Source organism: Mesorhizobium sp. P2_D1 (assembly GCF_056404455.1).
In genome coordinates this window covers 127,922-145,301 of sequence record NZ_JBFUDZ010000006.1, presented here as the reverse complement: position 1 = coordinate 145,301, position 17,380 = coordinate 127,922, and the positions used below count along the sequence as shown (strand labels likewise).

Here is a 17,380-nt window from a genome sequence, read left to right as displayed (position 1 = left end):
GCGATGGCAAACCAGCGCCGCCGCGCATTCAATGCGCGGCGGCTTGGCCAGGGATCAGTCCTTGCTGATGAAGCGCGACGGATGCACATCCATCACATTGTCGTCGAAGCCATGCAGCTTCGAGGAAACGATATCGTGGAAGCTGTAGTAGAGAAGCGGAATGTTACCGACGTCATCGACAAGGATGCGCTCGGCCTCAGTAAGGTCCTTCATGCGCTCTTCTGGCTTGCCACCGGCAGCCGCCGCCTTGTCCATTGCCGCTTCATATGCCGGGCTGACATAGCTCGAATAGTTGTTGCCGCTGGCCTTGCGTGTGATGCCGAGGAAGGTCTCGGGATCCTTGTAGTCGGCGATCCAGGCGGCACGCGCCACGTCGTAATTGCCCTTCTGCTCGAGGAAGGAATAGTGGGTCTTGGTGTCAGTGTTGAGCAGCGTGACCTCGACGCCAAGCGGCTTCAGCTGTTCCTGGATGGCGACCGCGGTGTTCTTGTGGTTTTCCGAGGTGTTGTAGCGGATCTCCATCTTCAGCGGATGCTCGGGGGTATAGCCGAGTTTCTCGAGGATTTTCTTTGCGGCGTCCTCGCGGTCGATCTGCGGCATGTCGGCGTATTTGGCCATTGCCGGCGTGTAGCCGGCTATGCCCGGAGGCACCATCGAATAGCCAGGCAGCATCGAGTTCTGCCAGACCTTTTCGGCGATGAAATCGCGGTCGATCGCCATCGAGATGGCGTTGCGCAGCTCGACATTGTCCCAAGGCGCCTTGTCGGTCTTGATCGCATAGTAGTAGGTGCCGAGATACGGTCCGACGCGGACCTGAGCGCCGAACTTGGCCTTGAGGTCAGCGAGCTGTTCGGTCGGCAGGTCGCCGTAACTGTCGAGTTCGCCGGCCTCGAAGCGCTTCATCGCCGATGAACGGTCTTCGGTCGGGATATAGTTGACGACGTCCATCTTGACGGTGGCGGCGTCCCAGAATTTCGGATTCTTGACCAGCTTCATGTGGTCGTTGGGAATCCACTCGGCCAGCGTATAGGCGCCGTTCGAAACGAGATTGCCCGCCTTGATCCAGTCGGCGCCGAGCTTTTCGATTGAGGCCTTGTTGACCGGATAGGTGGCCTGGTGGGTCAGCATCTCCAGGAAGTAGGGCGTCGGCGCCTTCAGAGTCACTTCAAGGGTGTTGGTGTCGATCGCCTTGACGCCCAAATCCTCGGGCTTGCCTTTCTTGGTGTTGACTTCCTCGGCGTTCTTCACGGGATAGAGCATGGAAGCGTATTCGGCGGCGGTGGCCGGATCCTCCAGCCTACGGAAGGAGTAGACGAAGTCGTCCGCCGTCACCGGGCTGCCATCCGACCACAAGCCGTCCTTGCGCAGCTTGAAGGTGTAGACGGTGCCGTCATCCGATACGGTCCAGCTTTCGGCGGCGCCCGGTATGAGGTTCGTCTTCTGATCGTGCATGACCAGTCCCTGGAACAGGTCGCGAATGATATCGGCTTCGTAGACGGTCGAGGTCTTGTGCGGGTCGACCGTCTCCGCCTCGGCGGCGGCGCCTCTGTTGTAGACGGTCTCGGCGAAAGCCGGCGTGTAGAATGTGCCGGCTGCCAATGCCATCGTCGTGGCGAACACCGTCGCCTTCAGCATGTTTCTCAGCATGAAGTTCTCCCTGTCGGCGCTGCCGTCGGCGCGCCTTTGAGTGTTGACGCCCCGGAGCCGATGTCTGACCCCTTTGAGCGCGCCGCCGGTTCCCTTCCTGCGGCTGGTGCCCAGACACTAACGCGGAGAATTTTTATTTCAACAGACTCTCTGGGTCACCCAAAGTAAGGCGGCACGAAAGTTGTGCCGTGACGGCCGAAACACCAGCCGAAACCAGAAGCTTGACTTGGTTTCCTCATCTCGACGCCATTCTTCACCCGGAATCTGTGGCCGCGCCAGTTTGCCGGAATGTGTTAATGCGTTCTTAAGCAACCATAAGTTACATTATGGGTGCCTTTTATACGATTCCATCTCAGACGCGTGGCAGTCATGAGTACCTGGACAAGTAAATCAATAGAAATCCGTCAGTTAATGCGGAAATTTCAAGAAGAATCCGGTACTTCTGCGGTTGAGTTCGCACTGCTCTCGCCCATCTTCATCCTCCTTCTACTCGGAATGGTTGCATACGGCATATATTTTGGCGCCGCAAACTCGATCCAGCAGATCGCGGCGGATGCGGCCCGCACAGCAATTGCCGGACTGAACCAGACCGAGCGCCAGACGCTCGTCGCCAGCTTCGTCACCAACAATGCCGGCGGGTATCCCTTCGTGGATGCCAGCAAGTTGACCTACCAGGCCAACGACAGCACGGCCGACGGAAGCCAGTTCGTGGTGTCCATCCAGTACGATGCCCGCAACCTGCCGATCTGGAATCTCTTCCCGGGCATTGCCATGCCGGGAAGTACGATCAAGCGCCAGTCAACGATAAGGGTCGGGGGCATCTGAATGCTGCTGCGGGCTTGCGATGCGATCGGCCGGCTCGCCCGATTGATGCTGGCCGACAGACAGGCGAACATCGCCGTCATGACCGCGTTGAGCGCGCCGGTCGCGCTGGCGCTGGCTGCGGTGGCAATCGACGAAGCCTCGATCTATACCGAGCGCCGCGAAGCCCAGGCAATGGTGGACCTTGCTGCGATCACCGCTGCCTCGAACATCACCAAAGTCGACACCGCTGTCGTGACCACGCTGACCGACAACGGCATGCCAGGCGTGGTCGTTCAAGGCTCGGGACAGACGATCGCGCCGGCCGTCGGCAAAACCGTCGTGTCGGTCACGCCCGGCCGCTACGCGGCATCAACCGCCAATGTCAGCCAACGCTTCCAGTCCGGCGTAACGCCCTACAATGCCGTCCGTGTCACCCTGAAGAAGATCCCTGCCCGCTATTTCGCGAGTTCGCTGCTCCCCACTCCCGTCATCGGCACCGAGGCCACCGCCAGCATGACGCCGCAGGCGACGTTCTCGGTCGGGTCGAGGTTGCTCAGCGTCAATGGCGGCATTCTCAACGCGCTGCTCAGTGGACTTCTCGGCGGCAACATCTCGCTCAGCGTCATGGACTACAACGGGTTGATCTCGGCCGATGTCAGCGTGCTCTCGTTCATAGACGGTCTTGCCACACAATTGAGCCTGACCGGCGTCACCTATTCGGACGTGCTGGCATCGAATGCGACTGTCGGCCAGATCGCCGCCGCCATGGCCAACGTGCCCGGGCTTGGCAACACGGCCAAGCTGGCGCTGCAGACCATCGCCTCGAAATCGACCAGCACGGGCAAGATCCCGCTCAACAAGCTTGTCGATCTCGGTTCAGTCGGCAGCTTGGCTCTCGGGCAAAGACCAACCGGCCTTGGGCTAGACACCAACGCCATGGGCATGCTGACCGCTGCCGCCGTACTGGCCAACGGCACCAACCAGGCCCAGGTCAATCTTGGCGCCACCGTACCCGGGCTTCTGTCCACGGCGCTTACCATTGCCATTGGCGAGCCGATGCAATCTTCGCCATGGCTGGCGGTCGATGGCATCGGAACCGTGGTGCGCACCGCCCAGACGCGCATCAAACTGGTTGCCAGCGTCGGTGTCGGCACGCCCGGTCTCGGCGGCGGTATCAGTCTGCTGGCCGTCAATCTGCCGCTCAATGTGGAAGTCGCCTATGCCGAAGCCAAACTGACCGACATCACCTGTCCGACCGGGCCTTCCAGCATCAATGTTTCCATCGCCGCGCACCCGGGTATCGCCTCGCTGCATCTGGCCAACAGCAACAGTTCAGGCTTCGGCGATTTCAGTCAGCCGCAGACGTTCACCGACGCGGAGATCGCGGATGTGAGCCTCCATATGCTGCTGATCAACATTCCGCTGATACAGGTGATGGGTTCCGCCGCCACCGCGATCACCAACAATAGCCCGACGACGTTGAACTTCAATGCGACCGACATCGCCAACAAGACGGTCAAGACCGTTTCGACGCGCAACATATCGCAGTCGCTGACCACATCGCTGGTCGGCAACCTGTCGCTTTCGGTCAATGCGCTTGGTCTCGGAATCGATCTGACCGCACTGCTCGCAACGGTGAAGCCGGCAGTCATGGCCGTGCTGAACGGCGTAACGGCGCCGGTCGACGACCTGCTCTACAACGTGCTTTCGGCGCTCGGTATCGGCGTCGGCCAGGCCGATGTGCGTGTCACCGGTGCGACCTGCGGGCGCGCGGTTCTCGTTCAATAAGGCATCAGCAGCCCAAGCGGGATCACCTTCCTCGCAAGCGGCGGCCGAAGCACTGAATCAGTCGAGCTGACCAAGGAAACAGCCAAGCGCCGGCAGCGAGATCTGGCTCTCTTCAACAACCCCGCGGCCACCATCAATAGCCACGACAGCTCCTGTATCCGGCGGCAACGGCCAATTCGCCGGCTCCTCGGCGAAGTTGAAGACACAGAGAAGTTTCTCACCGCCGTCTTCGCGGATGAAGGCGAGAATTTCGCCGTCCGCATCGAAAAACTGGATCGAACCGCCGACCAGCGCCGGATGCCCCCTGCGCAAGGCGAGCATGGTCCGATAGAAGGCGAGCACCGAGGCGGTGTCGGCGTTCTGGACGTCGACCGCGCGGTCGCGATGGCTGGCCGGTATCGGCAGCCACGGTTTACCGGTGGAGAAGCCCGCATTGTCGGCACCGGCCTCCCAGACCATCGGCGTGCGACAGCCGTCCCTGCCCTTGACGCCCGGCCAGAAGCGGATGCCAACGGGATCGCGCAGATCCTCGAAGGCGAGTTCCGCCTCCTCCAGGCCGAGTTCCTCGCCCTCGTAGAGACAGATCGATCCGCGCAGGCAGGAGAGCAGCATGATCGAGAACCTTGCGACCGTATCGGGATCGCTGTCGGGCCTCGTCCAGCGGGTGACGTGGCGCACCACGTCATGGTTGGAAAACGCCCAGCAGACCCAGCCGTCGGACACCGCCGCCTCGAAGGCTTCGACACAGCCCCGCACATGCGCCGCCGAGAATTGTGGGCCAAGCAGGTCAAAGGTGTAACACATATGGAGCTTGTCGCCGCCGGTGGTGTAGGCGGCGAGCGTCTGCAAAGAGCGGCCTTCATCGCCGATCTCGCCGACGGCGGCGCGGTCGTCATACTCGTCGAGCAGCGCCCTGAAGCGCTTGAGGAACGCCAGGTTTTCCGGCTGCGTCTTGTCGAACAGATGTTCCTGGTAGAGGTAGGTGTTGGTCTCGCTGTTGGTGCCGGCGACGCTTGACGCCAAGGGTGGATTGCTGCGCAGCCAGCGGTCGTGGACATAGTAGTTGACCGTGTCGAGCCGAAAGCCGTCGACGCCACGCTCCAGCCAGAACCGTACCGTTTCCAGAAGCGCGTCGTGGACCTCCGGATTGTGGAAATTCAAATCCGGCTGAGAAGCGAGAAAATTGTGCATGTAGTACTGCCGGCGGGTCGAATCCCACTCCCAGGCCGGGCCACCGAAGACGGAGAGCCAGTTGTTGGGCGCGCCGCCATCGGGCTTGGTATCGGCCCAGACATACCAGTCGGCCTTGGGGTTGTCGCGGCTGGAGCGGCTTTCGACGAACCATTCGTGCTTGTCGGATGAGTGCGACAATACCTGGTCGATGATGACTTTCAGGCCGAGCCGATGCGCCTCGGCGACCAGCGCATCGAAATCCTCCATGCCACCGAACATCGGATCGACGGCGCAATAGTCCGACACGTCGTAGCCCATGTCAGCCATCGGTGACTTGAAGAAGGGCGACAGCCAGATGGCGTCGACACCAAGGGAGGCGACATGCTCCAGGCGGTTGGCGATGCCGCGCAGATCGCCGCTGCCGTCGCCGGTCGTATCCTGGAAGGAGCGCGGATAGATCTGATAGATGACGCAGCCACGCCACCATCCGATCCGGTCACCTGCCGCCATTGCGCTTCTCCCCTGTGCCGGCCTGTGCAGCTGCGCGTTCGATCATGAAGATCACCGACCGCCCCGATACCGGCCGCTCGATGTCGGCCGCCTCAGCCGTTTCAATGGCCGGCTCCCAGAAAAATCCCTCGCGAGGCGGCAGGGTGAAAATGCAGGCCCGGCGGTCGCCGTTGATGAGCACCGCAAGACGGCGTTCGTCATCGCTGTCGCCGCCCAGGATCATGACCAGGCGGTGCCGCTGCGGGTCCTGCCAGCTTTGTTGGTCGAGCGGCGCGCCTGTTTCGGTCAGCCATGCGACGTCCGCTATGTCGGAATTTCCTGGTGGCCGGCCCGTGAGAAAGCGCGTGTCGGAGAGTGCCGGCACCGCTCGGCGCAGCGTCGAAAGCAGGACCGTGTAATGCTCCAGCGCCTGGTCGCGCCCGGCCCAGTCGAGCCAGGTGATCGCGTTGTCCTGCGCATAGGCATTGTTGTTGCCCTGCTGGCTGCGGCCGAATTCGTCGCCGGCCGTCAGCATGATGGTGCCGCGCGAGGCAAACAAGGTGGCGAGCAGCGCGTGCTGATCGTTGAGGCGCGCCGTAGCTACGGCCGGCTTGTCCGCATCGCCTTCCACGCCGTTGTTCCAGGACAGGTTTTCATTGTGGCCGTCGCGGTTCTGCTCGCCATTGGCCTGGTTGTGCTTGCGCTCGTAGCGCACGATGTCGGTCAGGGTCATGCCGTCATGGGCGGCGATGAAATTGACCGTGCGGCTGGCGCTTTGTTCGTTTGCCGCAAACACATCGGACGAACCGGAAAGCCGGGTCGCCAGTGCGCCGACCATGCCGGCGTCACCGCGCCAGAAGCGCCTGATATCATCGCGATACTTGTCATTCCATTCGAGGAAAGGCGGCGGAAAATTCCCGAGCTGATAGCCATCCGGACCGATGTCCCAAGGTTCGGCGATCAGCACGCGATCGGCCAGCAGCACGTCCTCGCCCATCGCCTTCAGCAACGGCGCCTCGTCGTCGAATGTCCCTTCGACCCGTCCCAGAATGGGCGCCAGGTCGAAGCGGAAACCATCGACGCCGGCATAGCGGACAAAATGGCGAAGCGTGTCGAGGACCATCTCCCCAGCGATCGGGTGGTCGCATGCCACCGTGTTACCCGTCCCGGTGTCGTTGGCCAGCCTGCCGTCCGGCGTGTGCCGGTAATAGGCCTGGTTGTCGAAACCGCGCAGCGACAGTGTTGGCCCGAGCCGGTCGCTCTCGCCGGTGTGGTTGAAGACAAGGTCCAGAATGACGCCGATGCCGGCCTGCCGTAGCGCGGCGACCGCGTTCCGCAATTCCATGATGCCGCCAGGCGCAAGGCGTGGATCAAGCGCCATGAAGGTGACGGGATTGTAGCCCCAGGCGTTGCGCAGCCCGAGCGGCGGCAGGTGCCGTTCATCGATCGACGCCGTCACCGGCATCAATTCGACAGCACTGACGCCGAGCTTTTTCAGGTGCTCGATAACCACAGGATGGGCGAGAGCAGCGACCGTGCCGCGCAGGTTCTCGGGAATGTCCGGATGCAGCATGGTGAAGGCGCGCACCGGCACTTCGTAGATCAGGCCGCCGGGCTGGAACAGCGGCGGCGCTGCCGGCACTGGTTTCGGCAAGGCAGCGGCAATGGCCTTTGGCATCAGCGGCGCGGTATCGAGGCCCTCGCCCCGGCGCCGGGTCAGCTGCCAGTCATAGGCGTAAGGCCTGTCGATCCCGAGGGCGTAGGGATCGATCAACATTTTTTCGGGGTCGAACCATAGGCCGCGATCCGGCGCATAGTCGCCATCGGCGCGAAACCCGTAGCGGGTGCCTGGGCCAAGACCGGCGACGAAGAGCGCATGCACGCCCTCGCCTTCCAGCTGCAGCTCAAGCCGTTCGATTTCCTGGTTGCCCTGCTCGTCAAAAATCGAGACCCAGAGCCGACGGGCGGCCTGCGACCATGCGGCAAAGCGAATGCCGCCCTCCGAAACAAGCCCGCCAAATCGCGGCCGCTGATCGGCCGGCATCGCAGATTTCATTAAGTGATGACACTCGGCTTGGCGCGGCCGGTATGGCTGCGAATCCCTGCAATATCATCGGCCGCCGATATCAGATCGGCAAGGGCGGCCTGGGTATCGAGATCGTGCCTCGACGTGTCCGGCTCGTAGCGCTCGATATAGACGCGCAAAGTCGCGCCCGACGTGCCGGTGCCGGAAAGCCTGAAGACGACGCGCGAACCGCCCTCGAACAGCACCCTTATGCCCTGGTGTTCGCTGGTCGAACCATCGACCGGATCGTGATAGGCAAAGTCGTCGGCGCTGGCGATCGTCATGCCGCGCACCTTGGTCCCCGGCAATGAACCGAGCTTGGCGCGAAGTTCGTCGATCAGCGCGTTGGCGCGGTCACTCTCGACCTCCTCATAGTCGTGGCGCGAATAGTAGTTGCGGCCATAGGTCGCCCAATGCTCGGTGACGATCTGCTTGCAGCTCTCACCGCGCGCGGCGAGGATATTGAGCCACAGCAGCACCGCCCACAGGCCGTCCTTTTCGCGGACATGGTTGGAGCCGGTTCCGGCACTTTCCTCGCCGCAGATCGTCGCCATGTCGGCGTCGAGCAGGTTGCCGAAGAACTTCCAGCCGGTCGGAGTTTCATAGATGCCGATGCCGAGTTTTTCGGCGACGCGATCGGCCGCGCCACTGGTCGGCATCGAGCGGGCGATGCCCTTCAGGCCTTCGCGGTAGCCGGGAGCCAGGCGGGCGTTGGCGGCAAGCATGGCGACAGAATCCGACGGCGTGACGAATATGCCCTTGCCGATGATCAGGTTGCGGTCGCCGTCGCCGTCGGAGGCGGCGCCGAAATCCGGCGCGTCCGGCCCCATCATCTCGTCATAGAGATGCTTGGCATGGACGAGGTTGGGGTCCGGATGGTGACCACCGAAATCGGGCAGCGGCTTGAAGTTGCGGCAGGTGCCGTTGGGCGCGCCAAGCCGGTTTTCCAGGATCTCCTTGGCGTAGGGGCCGGTCACCGCGTGCATGGCGTCGAAGCGCATGCGAAAGCCGTATTTGAAATTGGCGCGGATGGCGTCGAAATCGAACAGGCTTTCCATCAGCTCGGCATAGTCGGCGACCGGATCGATGATCTCGACCGTCATGCCGCCGGCCTTGACCGTGCCGATCTTGTCGATGTCGATCGCCTCGATATCGGTGGTCTTGAAGCTCGCAATCGTCTTGGTTTTTTCGAAGATCGCGTCGGTCAGCTTTTCCGGCGCCGGACCGCCATTACCGGCATTGTACTTGATGCCGAAATCCTCGTGCGGACCGCCCGGATTGTGGCTGGCCGACAGGATGATGCCGCCGAAGGTCTTGTATTTGCGGATGACATGCGAGGCGGCCGGCGTCGACAGGATGCCACCCTGCCCGACCATCACCTTGCCGAAGCCGTTCGCGGCGGCCATGGCGATCGCCTTCTGGATGACCTCGCGGTTGTAGAAGCGGCCATCGCCGCCGATCACCAGGGTCTTGCCCTTGAACCCGTCGAGCGCGTCGAAGATCGACTGGATGAAGTTCTCGGCATAGTGCTCCTGCTGGAACACCGGCACCTTCTTGCGCAGGCCCGAAGTACCGGGTTTCTGGTCGGAATAGGGTTTGGTGGGGACGGTCCGTATCATGCTTCAGGCAACCCTTTTCGAAAGCAGCAAGCGATAGAGTTCGACGTATTTTTCGGCGCTCTTGTCCCAGGAAACATCGGCTTTCATGCCCTGGCGCTGCAGCGATTCCCAGACCGCTGGACTGGCATGTGCGTCGACGAGGCGGCGCACGGCGTGCAGCAGGGCGCCGCCATTGTTGGGCGCGAACTGGAAGCCGGTCGCGACGCCGGCCGAGACGGCGGCCTCGTTGGCATCGATGACCGTATCGGCCAGGCCGCCGGTGCGGGCAACCAGCGGCACGCAGCCATAGCGCAGGCCGTAAAGCTGCGTCAGCCCGCAGGGTTCGAAGCGCGAGGGAATGACAATGGCGTCGCAGCCGCCTTGCATGATGTGCGACAGCCCCTCGTCATAGCCGATGACGACGCCGATGCGGCCACGATGTCGAGCCGCGGCGGCGAGCAGTGCGCCTTCGAGGCCGGCATCGCCCGAACCCAGGATGGCCAGCCGCGCGCCCCTGGCAACGATGCCGTCGACGACCATTGCCAGTATGTCCATACCCTTTTGCCAGGTCAGGCGGCTGATGACGCAGACGATCGGGCTGTCGTCGCGCTCGAGGCCGAAGCGGTCCTCCACGGCAGCCCTGTTGGGCGCGCGCGCCTTTAGCGTCGCGGCCGTATAGTCGGAGACCAGATGCTTGTCGGTTTCCGGGTCCCAGATGCCGGTGTCGATGCCGTTGACGATGCCATAGAGATCGCTGGAGCGCATGTTGATAAGGCCGTCGAGGCCCATGCCGAATTCGGCCGAGCGGATCTCCTGCGCGTAGGTCGGACTGACCGTGGTGATTGCCCAGGCCGCCTGCAGGCCGGCCTTGAGGAAGCCGACGCCGCCATAATATTCGACGCCGTCGAGCGCCATCGCCACCGCCGGCAAGCCAAGCTCGCCGAAGATGCCGGCGCCGAACTGACCCTGGAAGGCAAGGTTGTGGACGGTCATCATCGAGGGGACGCCGACCGCCTTGCCGTAGCGCATGTAAGCCAGCGTCATCGCCGACTGCCAGTCATGGGCATGGACGATGTCGGGCTGGTAGCCGGAGATGGCCCCGCCGGCGATGTCGCCGCCGACCTGGCTCAGCGCCGCGAAACGCCGCCAATTGTCAGGCCAATCGACGCCGGTCGCATTGCCATAGGGGCCGCCGGGACGGTCGAACAGATGCGGCGCGTCGAGCACGAACAGTTCGAGCCCGGCGAGTTGGATGGAATGGACGGAGGCCTTGGCGCCCTGCAGCAAGGGATATTGCAGAACGGCCTTCTTTTTCTTGAAGGCCGCCATCACGGTCGGAAAGCCGGGAATAAGCGTGCGCATGGTCACGCCCTTGGCCGCCAGCGCGATGGGCAGCGCACCGGTCACGTCGGCAAGCCCGCCGGTCTTGATCAGCGGAAAAATCTCGGGCGTGACCGACAGAACCTGCATGCGCCTACAATCCGATCCTGTCTGTCCTAGAGCCCTTTGTCTTGACCCAATTCCGGACGGAAAACCGTTTCACACTTTTCCTGGAATTGCTCTAAAGCGCCAGCTTGTCGATCATGTCCTGGGTGACTAGGCAGATGCCCTTTTCAGAAACACGGAAGCGCTTGGCGTCGAGGACGGGGTCTTCGCCGACCACCAGCCCTTCCGGTATCCTAACACCATGGTCGATGACAACGCGCTTCAACTTTGCGTTCCGGCCGACATGAACGTCGGGCAGCATGACCACTTCTTCGAGCGTCGAATAGGAATTGATGCGCGCCCCAGTGAAGATCAGGCTTCTCTTCAGCGAGGCACCCGAGACGATGCAATCGCCCGAGACCAGCGAGGAGACGGCGGAGCCGCGGCGGCCATCCTCGTCATGCACGAACTTGGCCGGCGGCTTCAATTCGGCGTAGGTCCAGATCGGCCAGTCGCGGTCGTAGAGGTCAAGTTCCGGCGTGACGTCGGTCAAATCGATGTTGGCTTCCCAATAGGCGTCGACCGTTCCGACATCGCGCCAGTAGGCCTCGTTCTCGGCGGTCGAACGGACGCAGGACTTGGCGAAGCGGTGGGCGATCGCCTTACCGTTCTGGACGATATAGGGAATGATGTCCTTGCCGAAGTCGCGACTCGAGCCCGGCTCGGCGGCGTCGCGGCGCAGCTGCTCCATCAGGAACTTGGTCTTGAAGACGTAGATGCCCATCGAGGCCAGCGCGAACTCCGGCCTGTCGGGAATGCCGGGCGGATCGGCGGGCTTTTCGACGAAGGCGATGATGTTGTCCTTGGCATCGACATGCATGACGCCGAAGCCGACAGCTTCCATGCGCGGCACTTCGAGGCAGCCGACGGTGACGTCGGCATTGGCGTCGACGTGCTGGCGGAGCATCAACTCGTAGTCCATCTTGTAGATGTGGTCGCCGGCGAGGATGACCATGTATTCGGGCCCGTAGGCCTCGATGATGTCGATGTTCTGGTAAACCGCGTCAGCCGTACCTTCATACCACTGCGTTTCCGAGACGCGCTGGCTGGCCGGCAGGATGTCGAAACTCTCGTTTCGTTCGGGCCGCAGGAAGTTCCAGCCTCGCTGCAGATGGCGGATCAGCGAATGCGCCTTGTACTGGGTGGCGACGCCGAGGCGGCGAATGCCGGAATTGAGCGCGTTGGAGAGCGCGAAGTCGATGATGCGCGTCTTGCCGCCGAAATAGACGGCCGGCTTGGCGCGTCGGTCGGTCAGTTCCTTGAGGCGGCTGCCACGGCCGCCGGCCAGTACATAGGCCATGGCATCGCGCGCCAGCGGCTGGGTCCGTTTCAACTCTGCCATTTCTACCCTCCCAAGTTACTCAGTCTCGACATGTTACCCAGTTTCGGGGCTCAGTCCGCAACCAGTTCGAGCATGATCGTCGACAGCGGCGGCAGAAGCATCGTTGCCGAGATGCCGCCTCCCTCCGCCCGCGCCTCGACCATGCCGCCATTGCCCTTGCCGGAACCGCCATATTCCGCAGCGTCGGTGTTGATGATTTCGCGCCAGTTTCCGGCCGTGGGCAATGGCACGCGATAATTGTCGCGCGGCACCGGCGTGAAATTGGAGATGACGGCCACCGGGCTGCCGCCCGGCGCGCTGCGCAGCCAGGCAAAAACCGAATTCTGGCTGTCGTCGACGATCAGCCAGGAAAACCCCTCCGGTTCGCAATCGCGGCCATGCAGCGCCGGGCGCGAACGGTAGAGATAGTTGAGATCGCGCACCGTCTGCCAGACGCCGCGATGCGGGCGGAACTCAAGCAGGTTCCAGTCGAGCGCGCGTGCCTCGCTCCATTCGCGGCGCTGCGCGAACTCCTGCCCCATGAACAGCAGCTTCTTGCCGGGATACCCCCACATGAAGGCGTAGTAGGCGCGCAGCGTCGCGAATTTCTGCCAGTCGTCGCCGGCCATCTTGCCAAGCAGCGTACCTTTGCCGTGCACCACCTCGTCATGCGAGAGCGGCAGCACGAAATTCTCCGAGAAGGCGTAGGTCAGGCCGAAGGTGAGATCGTTGTGGTGGTGCTTGCGAAAAATCGGCTCCTTGGAGAAATACTCCAGCGTGTCGTGCATGAAGCCCATGTTCCACTTGAAGCCGAAGCCCAGCCCGCCTTCATGCACCGGTGCCGAGACCTTCGGCCACGAGGTCGATTCTTCGGCGATGGTCATCACGCCCGGATGGTGGGCGTAGACCTCCTTGTTCATCTTCTGCAGGAAGCTGACCGCCTCGAGGTTCTCGCGGCCGCCCTTCTCGTTGGGGATCCATTCGCCCTGCTTGCGCGAATAGTCGAGGTAGAGCATCGAGGCGACCGCATCGACGCGAAGCCCGTCGACATGATATTTCTCGGCCCAGAACAACGCGTTGTTGACGAGGAACGACACCACCTCGCGGCGGCCGAAATTGTAGATCGCGGTGTTCCAGTCGGGATGAAAGCCCTTGCGCGGATCGGCGTGCTCATAGAGCGCGGTGCCGTCGAAATGAACGAGGCCGTGCTCGTCGACCGGAAAATGCGCTGGCACCCAGTCGAGAATGACACCGACGCCGGCGCGGTGGGCGCCATCGACGAAGCGGGCAAAGCCGTCGGGATCGCCGAAGCGGGCCGACGGCGCATAAAGTCCGGTTGTCTGATAACCCCACGACGGATCATAGGGGTGTTCGGAGATCGGCATGAACTCGATGTGTGTAAAGCCGGTCTCGACTGCATAGGGGATCAGCCGGTCGGCCAGTTCGTCCCATGACAGGAACGTGCCGTCGTCGCGAAGCTGCCAGGACCCGGCATGGACCTCGTAGATCGAGATGGCTTCGCGCCGATGATCGGCATTGCGCCAGAAACTGCGATGGGCCTCGTCGCCCCACGGATGCGCCGGCGGCACCGCGGTCACCGAGGCGGTCGCCGGCCGCAATTCGGACTTGAAGGCGAACGGGTCGGCCTTCAGCGGCAGCCTGACACCATCGGGCCCGATGATCTCGTATTTGTACGGCCGGCCGGCGCCGATATCGGGGATGAACACTTCCCAAATGCCGGTGTCGCGGCGGTCGCGCATCGAATGCCGGCGGCCGTCCCATTCGTTGAAATCGCCGACCACCGAGACGCGCCGCGCGTTGGGAGCCCAGACGGCGAAATGCACGCCCGTGGCGCCCTCGTGCTCGATGACATGCGCGCCGATTTTGTCGAACAGCCTCAGATGCGAGCCCTCGGCGATGTAGTAATCGTCCATCGGCCCGAGCACTGGACCGAACGAATAGGGATCCGTCAGCCACCAGTCGCCGCCGGCGTTCCTGGCGTGATAGCGCAGCGGCTGACGCTTGCGGATCGACAGCTTGCCTTCGAAAAACCCACCGTCGTCGCGCCTCGACAGTTCACCGGCGATGTTGCCGGTCAACGTATAGGCGGTGACGAACTCCGCATGCGGGACGAAGCAGCGGGCAAACAGGCTCTTGCCGACCTCATGAACGCCAAGGATAGCGAAGGGATCGCCATGCGTGCCGGCAACAATCGCCGCGACATCGCTGGCTGCCGCCAGTCCGTCCGGCCCGCTTGTCGCAGCGGTCGCGCGCGGCTTCTTCATCAGGCAGTGTCCCTCCCCGGGCACGACTCTTTGTGCTTGTGCATGTCGTTATCCCAAAACCGCCAGGCACTTTCGGGCGACATGCACCAATGTTTGTTTCGTGCCTGTCATTGTCCCAAAACGGCTATGCACTTTGGGCGACATGCAACGAGACCGATTGTTCGTGGCCTCATGCAATCACATCAGACGGGCACGTTCCAGATTTCTTTCGCATATTGGCGGATCGTGCGATCGGAGGAGAACCAGCCCACACGCGCAACGTTGCGGATTGCCTTGGCGTACCAGTCGGGACTGTTGCGCCAGACGGCATCGACTTCGCGCTGCATCGCGGTGTAGGCGTCGAAATCGGCGGCGACCATGAACCAATCGCTCTGATAGAGACCGTTGATCAAGTCGCGGTAACGCTCCGGATCATCCGGCGAGAACACGCCCGACGATACGGCGGCGACTGCCTGTGCCAGTTCGGGCGATGCTTCGATCACAGCGCGCGGGTTGTAGCCATTGTTGCGCCGCTCGGCGACCTCGGCCGTGGTCAGGCCGAAGATGAAGATGTTGTCGTCGCCGACGCATTCCTTGATCTCGACATTGGCGCCGTCGAGCGTGCCGATGGTCAGCGCGCCGTTCAGCGCGAACTTCATGTTGCCGGTGCCCGACGCCTCCATGCCGGCGGTCGATATCTGCTCGGATAGGTCGGCAGCCGGCATCATGATCTCGGCCAGGCTGACATTGTAGTTCGGCACGAACACCACCTTCAGCAAACCGCGCACGGCCGGGTCGCGGTTGATGACCTTGGCGACGTCGTTGGCGAGTTTGATGATCAGCTTGGCGTTGTGGTAGCTGGGCGCCGCCTTGCCGCCGAAGAATTTCACGCGCGGCATCCACTCGCGTTCCGGGTGTGAGCGGATCTGGTCGTAGAGCGCGATCGCTTCGAGGATGTTGAGGAGCTGACGCTTGTATTCGTGGATGCGCTTGATCTGGATATCGAACAGCGCCGAGGGATCGACCTTGATGCCGAGCCGGTCGGCAACGAGATTGGCCAGCCGCGTCTTGTTGGCGCGTTTGACGGCGGCGAACTTGTCGCGAAAGGCGGCATTGTCGGCGAAGGCATCGAGATCCTTGATGGCGTCGATGTCATCGAGAAAACGGTCGCCGATCGCTTCGCGGGCAAGCGACGTAAGCCCGGGATTGCACTGAATCAGCCAGCGCCGCGGCGTGATGCCGTTGGTCTTGTTGTTGATGCGATCGGGATAGAGCTTGTGCAGGTCGGCGAACACCGTCTCCTTCATCAGGTCGGTGTGAAGAGCCGAAACGCCGTTGATCGAATGCGAGCCGACAAAGGCCAGGTTGCCCATGCGCACCCGGCGGTCGCCATTTTCCTGGATCAGCGAGATGCGGCTGATCTGCTCGTCCGAGAACTGGTCGGAGGCACGCGCCTCCAGAAGCACTTCGGCATTGATGGCGTAGACGATCTGCATGTGGCGCGGCAGCAGCCGCTCGAACAGCGGCACCGGCCAGCTTTCCAGCGCTTCGGGAAGCAGCGTGTGGTTGGTGTAGCCGAAGGTGCGCTTGGTGATGCTCCAGGCCTGGTCGAAGTCCATACCGTGGACGTCCATCAGCAGACGCATCAGCTCCGGCACCGCGATGGCCGGATGGGTGTCATTGAGATGGATCGCCGCCTTGTCGGGCAGCGACTTCAGATCACCATACTGGCTGAGATGGCGCTGGACGATGTCCTGCAGCGAGGCTGTGGAGAAGAAGTACTCTTGCCTGAGCCGCAGCTCCTGCCCGGCCTTGTGCGAATCCGCGGGATAGAGCACGCGTGACAAGGCATCAGCCTTGTTGCTTTCGGCAAGCGCGCCGATGTGGTCGCCGGCATTGAACTTGTCGAGCAGGATCGGATCGACCGGCATGCCCGACCACAGTCGCAGCGTGTTGACGCGGTTGGCCCGCCAGCCAACGACGGGCGTGTCATAGGCGACGGCCAGGACATGCTCGGTCGGCTTCCAGACATGGCGTTCGAGCCGGCCGTCCTTCGAGGTGATCGATTCCACCGAGCCGCCGAAACCGACCTCGAAGGAGCGTTCGCGCCGTTCGAACTCCCAGGGGTTGCCGTGATCGAGCCAGGTCTCGGGCAGTTCGACCTGCCAGCCGTCGTGAATCTCCTGGCGGAACATGCCATTGGCGTAGCGGATACCGTAGCCATGCGCGGGAATATCGACGGTCGCCATGCTTTCCATGAAGCAGGCCGCGAGCCGGCCGAGGCCGCCATTGCCAAGTGCCGCATCCGGCTCCAGTGCGGCGATGAGGTCCAGATCGACGCCAAGCGAGGACAAGGCTTCGCGCATATTGTCCATCAGGCCGAGATTGGAGAAGGAGTCGCGCATCAGACGGCCAATGAGGAACTCCAGCGACAGATAGTAGACGCGCTTTTCCTTCTGGTCGTACGCCTCTTTCGTCGCCTGCATCCAGTGATCGACAACACGGTCGCGCACGACCTTGATCGAGGCGGTGAGCCAGTCGYACTGGGTCGCGACGGTGGTATCCTTGCCGACCCTGTATTTGAGGGCCATCAAGACTTCCCTTGCGAGCGTCTGGGGGTCAGGATTTTTGAGCAGTGGCGGGAGGGGTTCGGATGTCATAGCGCGCGTCATGCTGCCTCTCGTGCTGTTGCCATGATCATACCGGCTTTCATCGTCCCTCCCAGCCCATGCTAGCCAATACTCCC

General features: G+C 62.4%; 10 protein-coding genes. 2 read left to right on the top strand and 8 right to left on the bottom strand.

Annotated features, from left to right (window positions below; all coding sequences use genetic code 11):
* Nucleotides 1–54: 54 nt before the first annotated feature.
* On the bottom strand, nucleotides 55–1,647 hold the full coding sequence (locus AC1D0I_RS07920) for a peptide ABC transporter substrate-binding protein (RefSeq protein WP_477226158.1): 1,593 nt from the start codon (nucleotides 1,645–1,647) through the stop codon (nucleotides 55–57).
* Between the two features lie 369 nt (nucleotides 1,648–2,016).
* On the opposite strand from AC1D0I_RS07920, the gene AC1D0I_RS07915 reads away from it, so the two are divergent.
* Nucleotides 2,017–2,472 carry a TadE/TadG family type IV pilus assembly protein gene (locus tag AC1D0I_RS07915; protein WP_477226157.1) on the top strand — a complete coding sequence of 152 codons (456 nt, stop codon included), beginning with the start codon at nucleotides 2,017–2,019 and terminating at the stop codon, nucleotides 2,470–2,472.
* Complete coding sequence (locus AC1D0I_RS07910) at nucleotides 2,473–4,239, top strand: hypothetical protein (protein ID WP_477394191.1); 1,767 nt, start codon at nucleotides 2,473–2,475, stop codon at nucleotides 4,237–4,239.
* A 57-nt stretch (nucleotides 4,240–4,296) separates the two neighbouring features.
* Here the strand turns inward: AC1D0I_RS07910 and bglA are convergent, their stop codons facing one another.
* From bglA to AC1D0I_RS07875, 7 genes are all read right to left on the bottom strand, one after another.
* The gene (gene bglA, locus AC1D0I_RS07905) at nucleotides 4,297–5,922 is read right to left on the bottom strand and encodes a beta-galactosidase BglA (RefSeq protein ID WP_477307655.1); all 1,626 of its coding nucleotides are present in this window, start codon (nucleotides 5,920–5,922) and stop codon (nucleotides 4,297–4,299) included.
* Nucleotides 5,909–7,945, bottom strand: a complete 2,037-nt coding sequence (gene glgX / locus AC1D0I_RS07900) for a glycogen debranching protein GlgX (protein WP_477307657.1) — start codon at nucleotides 7,943–7,945, stop codon at nucleotides 5,909–5,911. Before glgX ends, bglA begins: the two co-directional genes overlap by 14 nt.
* An 11-nt stretch (nucleotides 7,946–7,956) precedes the next feature.
* On the bottom strand, nucleotides 7,957–9,585 hold the full coding sequence (locus tag AC1D0I_RS07895; protein WP_477394189.1) for an alpha-D-glucose phosphate-specific phosphoglucomutase: 1,629 nt from the start codon (nucleotides 9,583–9,585) through the stop codon (nucleotides 7,957–7,959).
* 3 nt (nucleotides 9,586–9,588) lie between these two features.
* Nucleotides 9,589–11,034, bottom strand: coding sequence for a glycogen synthase GlgA (glgA, locus tag AC1D0I_RS07890; RefSeq protein ID WP_477394188.1), 1,446 nt, complete (start codon nucleotides 11,032–11,034; stop codon nucleotides 9,589–9,591).
* A gap of 91 nt (nucleotides 11,035–11,125) precedes the next feature.
* Nucleotides 11,126–12,391 (bottom strand): glucose-1-phosphate adenylyltransferase, encoded by a 1,266-nt coding sequence (gene glgC / locus AC1D0I_RS07885; RefSeq protein ID WP_477394186.1) that lies wholly within the window; start codon nucleotides 12,389–12,391, stop codon nucleotides 11,126–11,128.
* Nucleotides 12,392–12,441: 50 nt separating this feature from the next.
* Complete coding sequence (gene glgB / locus AC1D0I_RS07880) at nucleotides 12,442–14,655, bottom strand: 1,4-alpha-glucan branching protein GlgB (protein ID WP_477394184.1); 2,214 nt, start codon at nucleotides 14,653–14,655, stop codon at nucleotides 12,442–12,444.
* Between the two features lie 182 nt (nucleotides 14,656–14,837).
* A complete protein-coding gene (locus AC1D0I_RS07875; RefSeq protein ID WP_477394182.1) occupies nucleotides 14,838–17,306 on the bottom strand; it encodes a glycogen/starch/alpha-glucan phosphorylase in 2,469 nt (822 codons plus the stop codon).
* Between the last annotated feature and the right edge of the window lie 74 nt (nucleotides 17,307–17,380).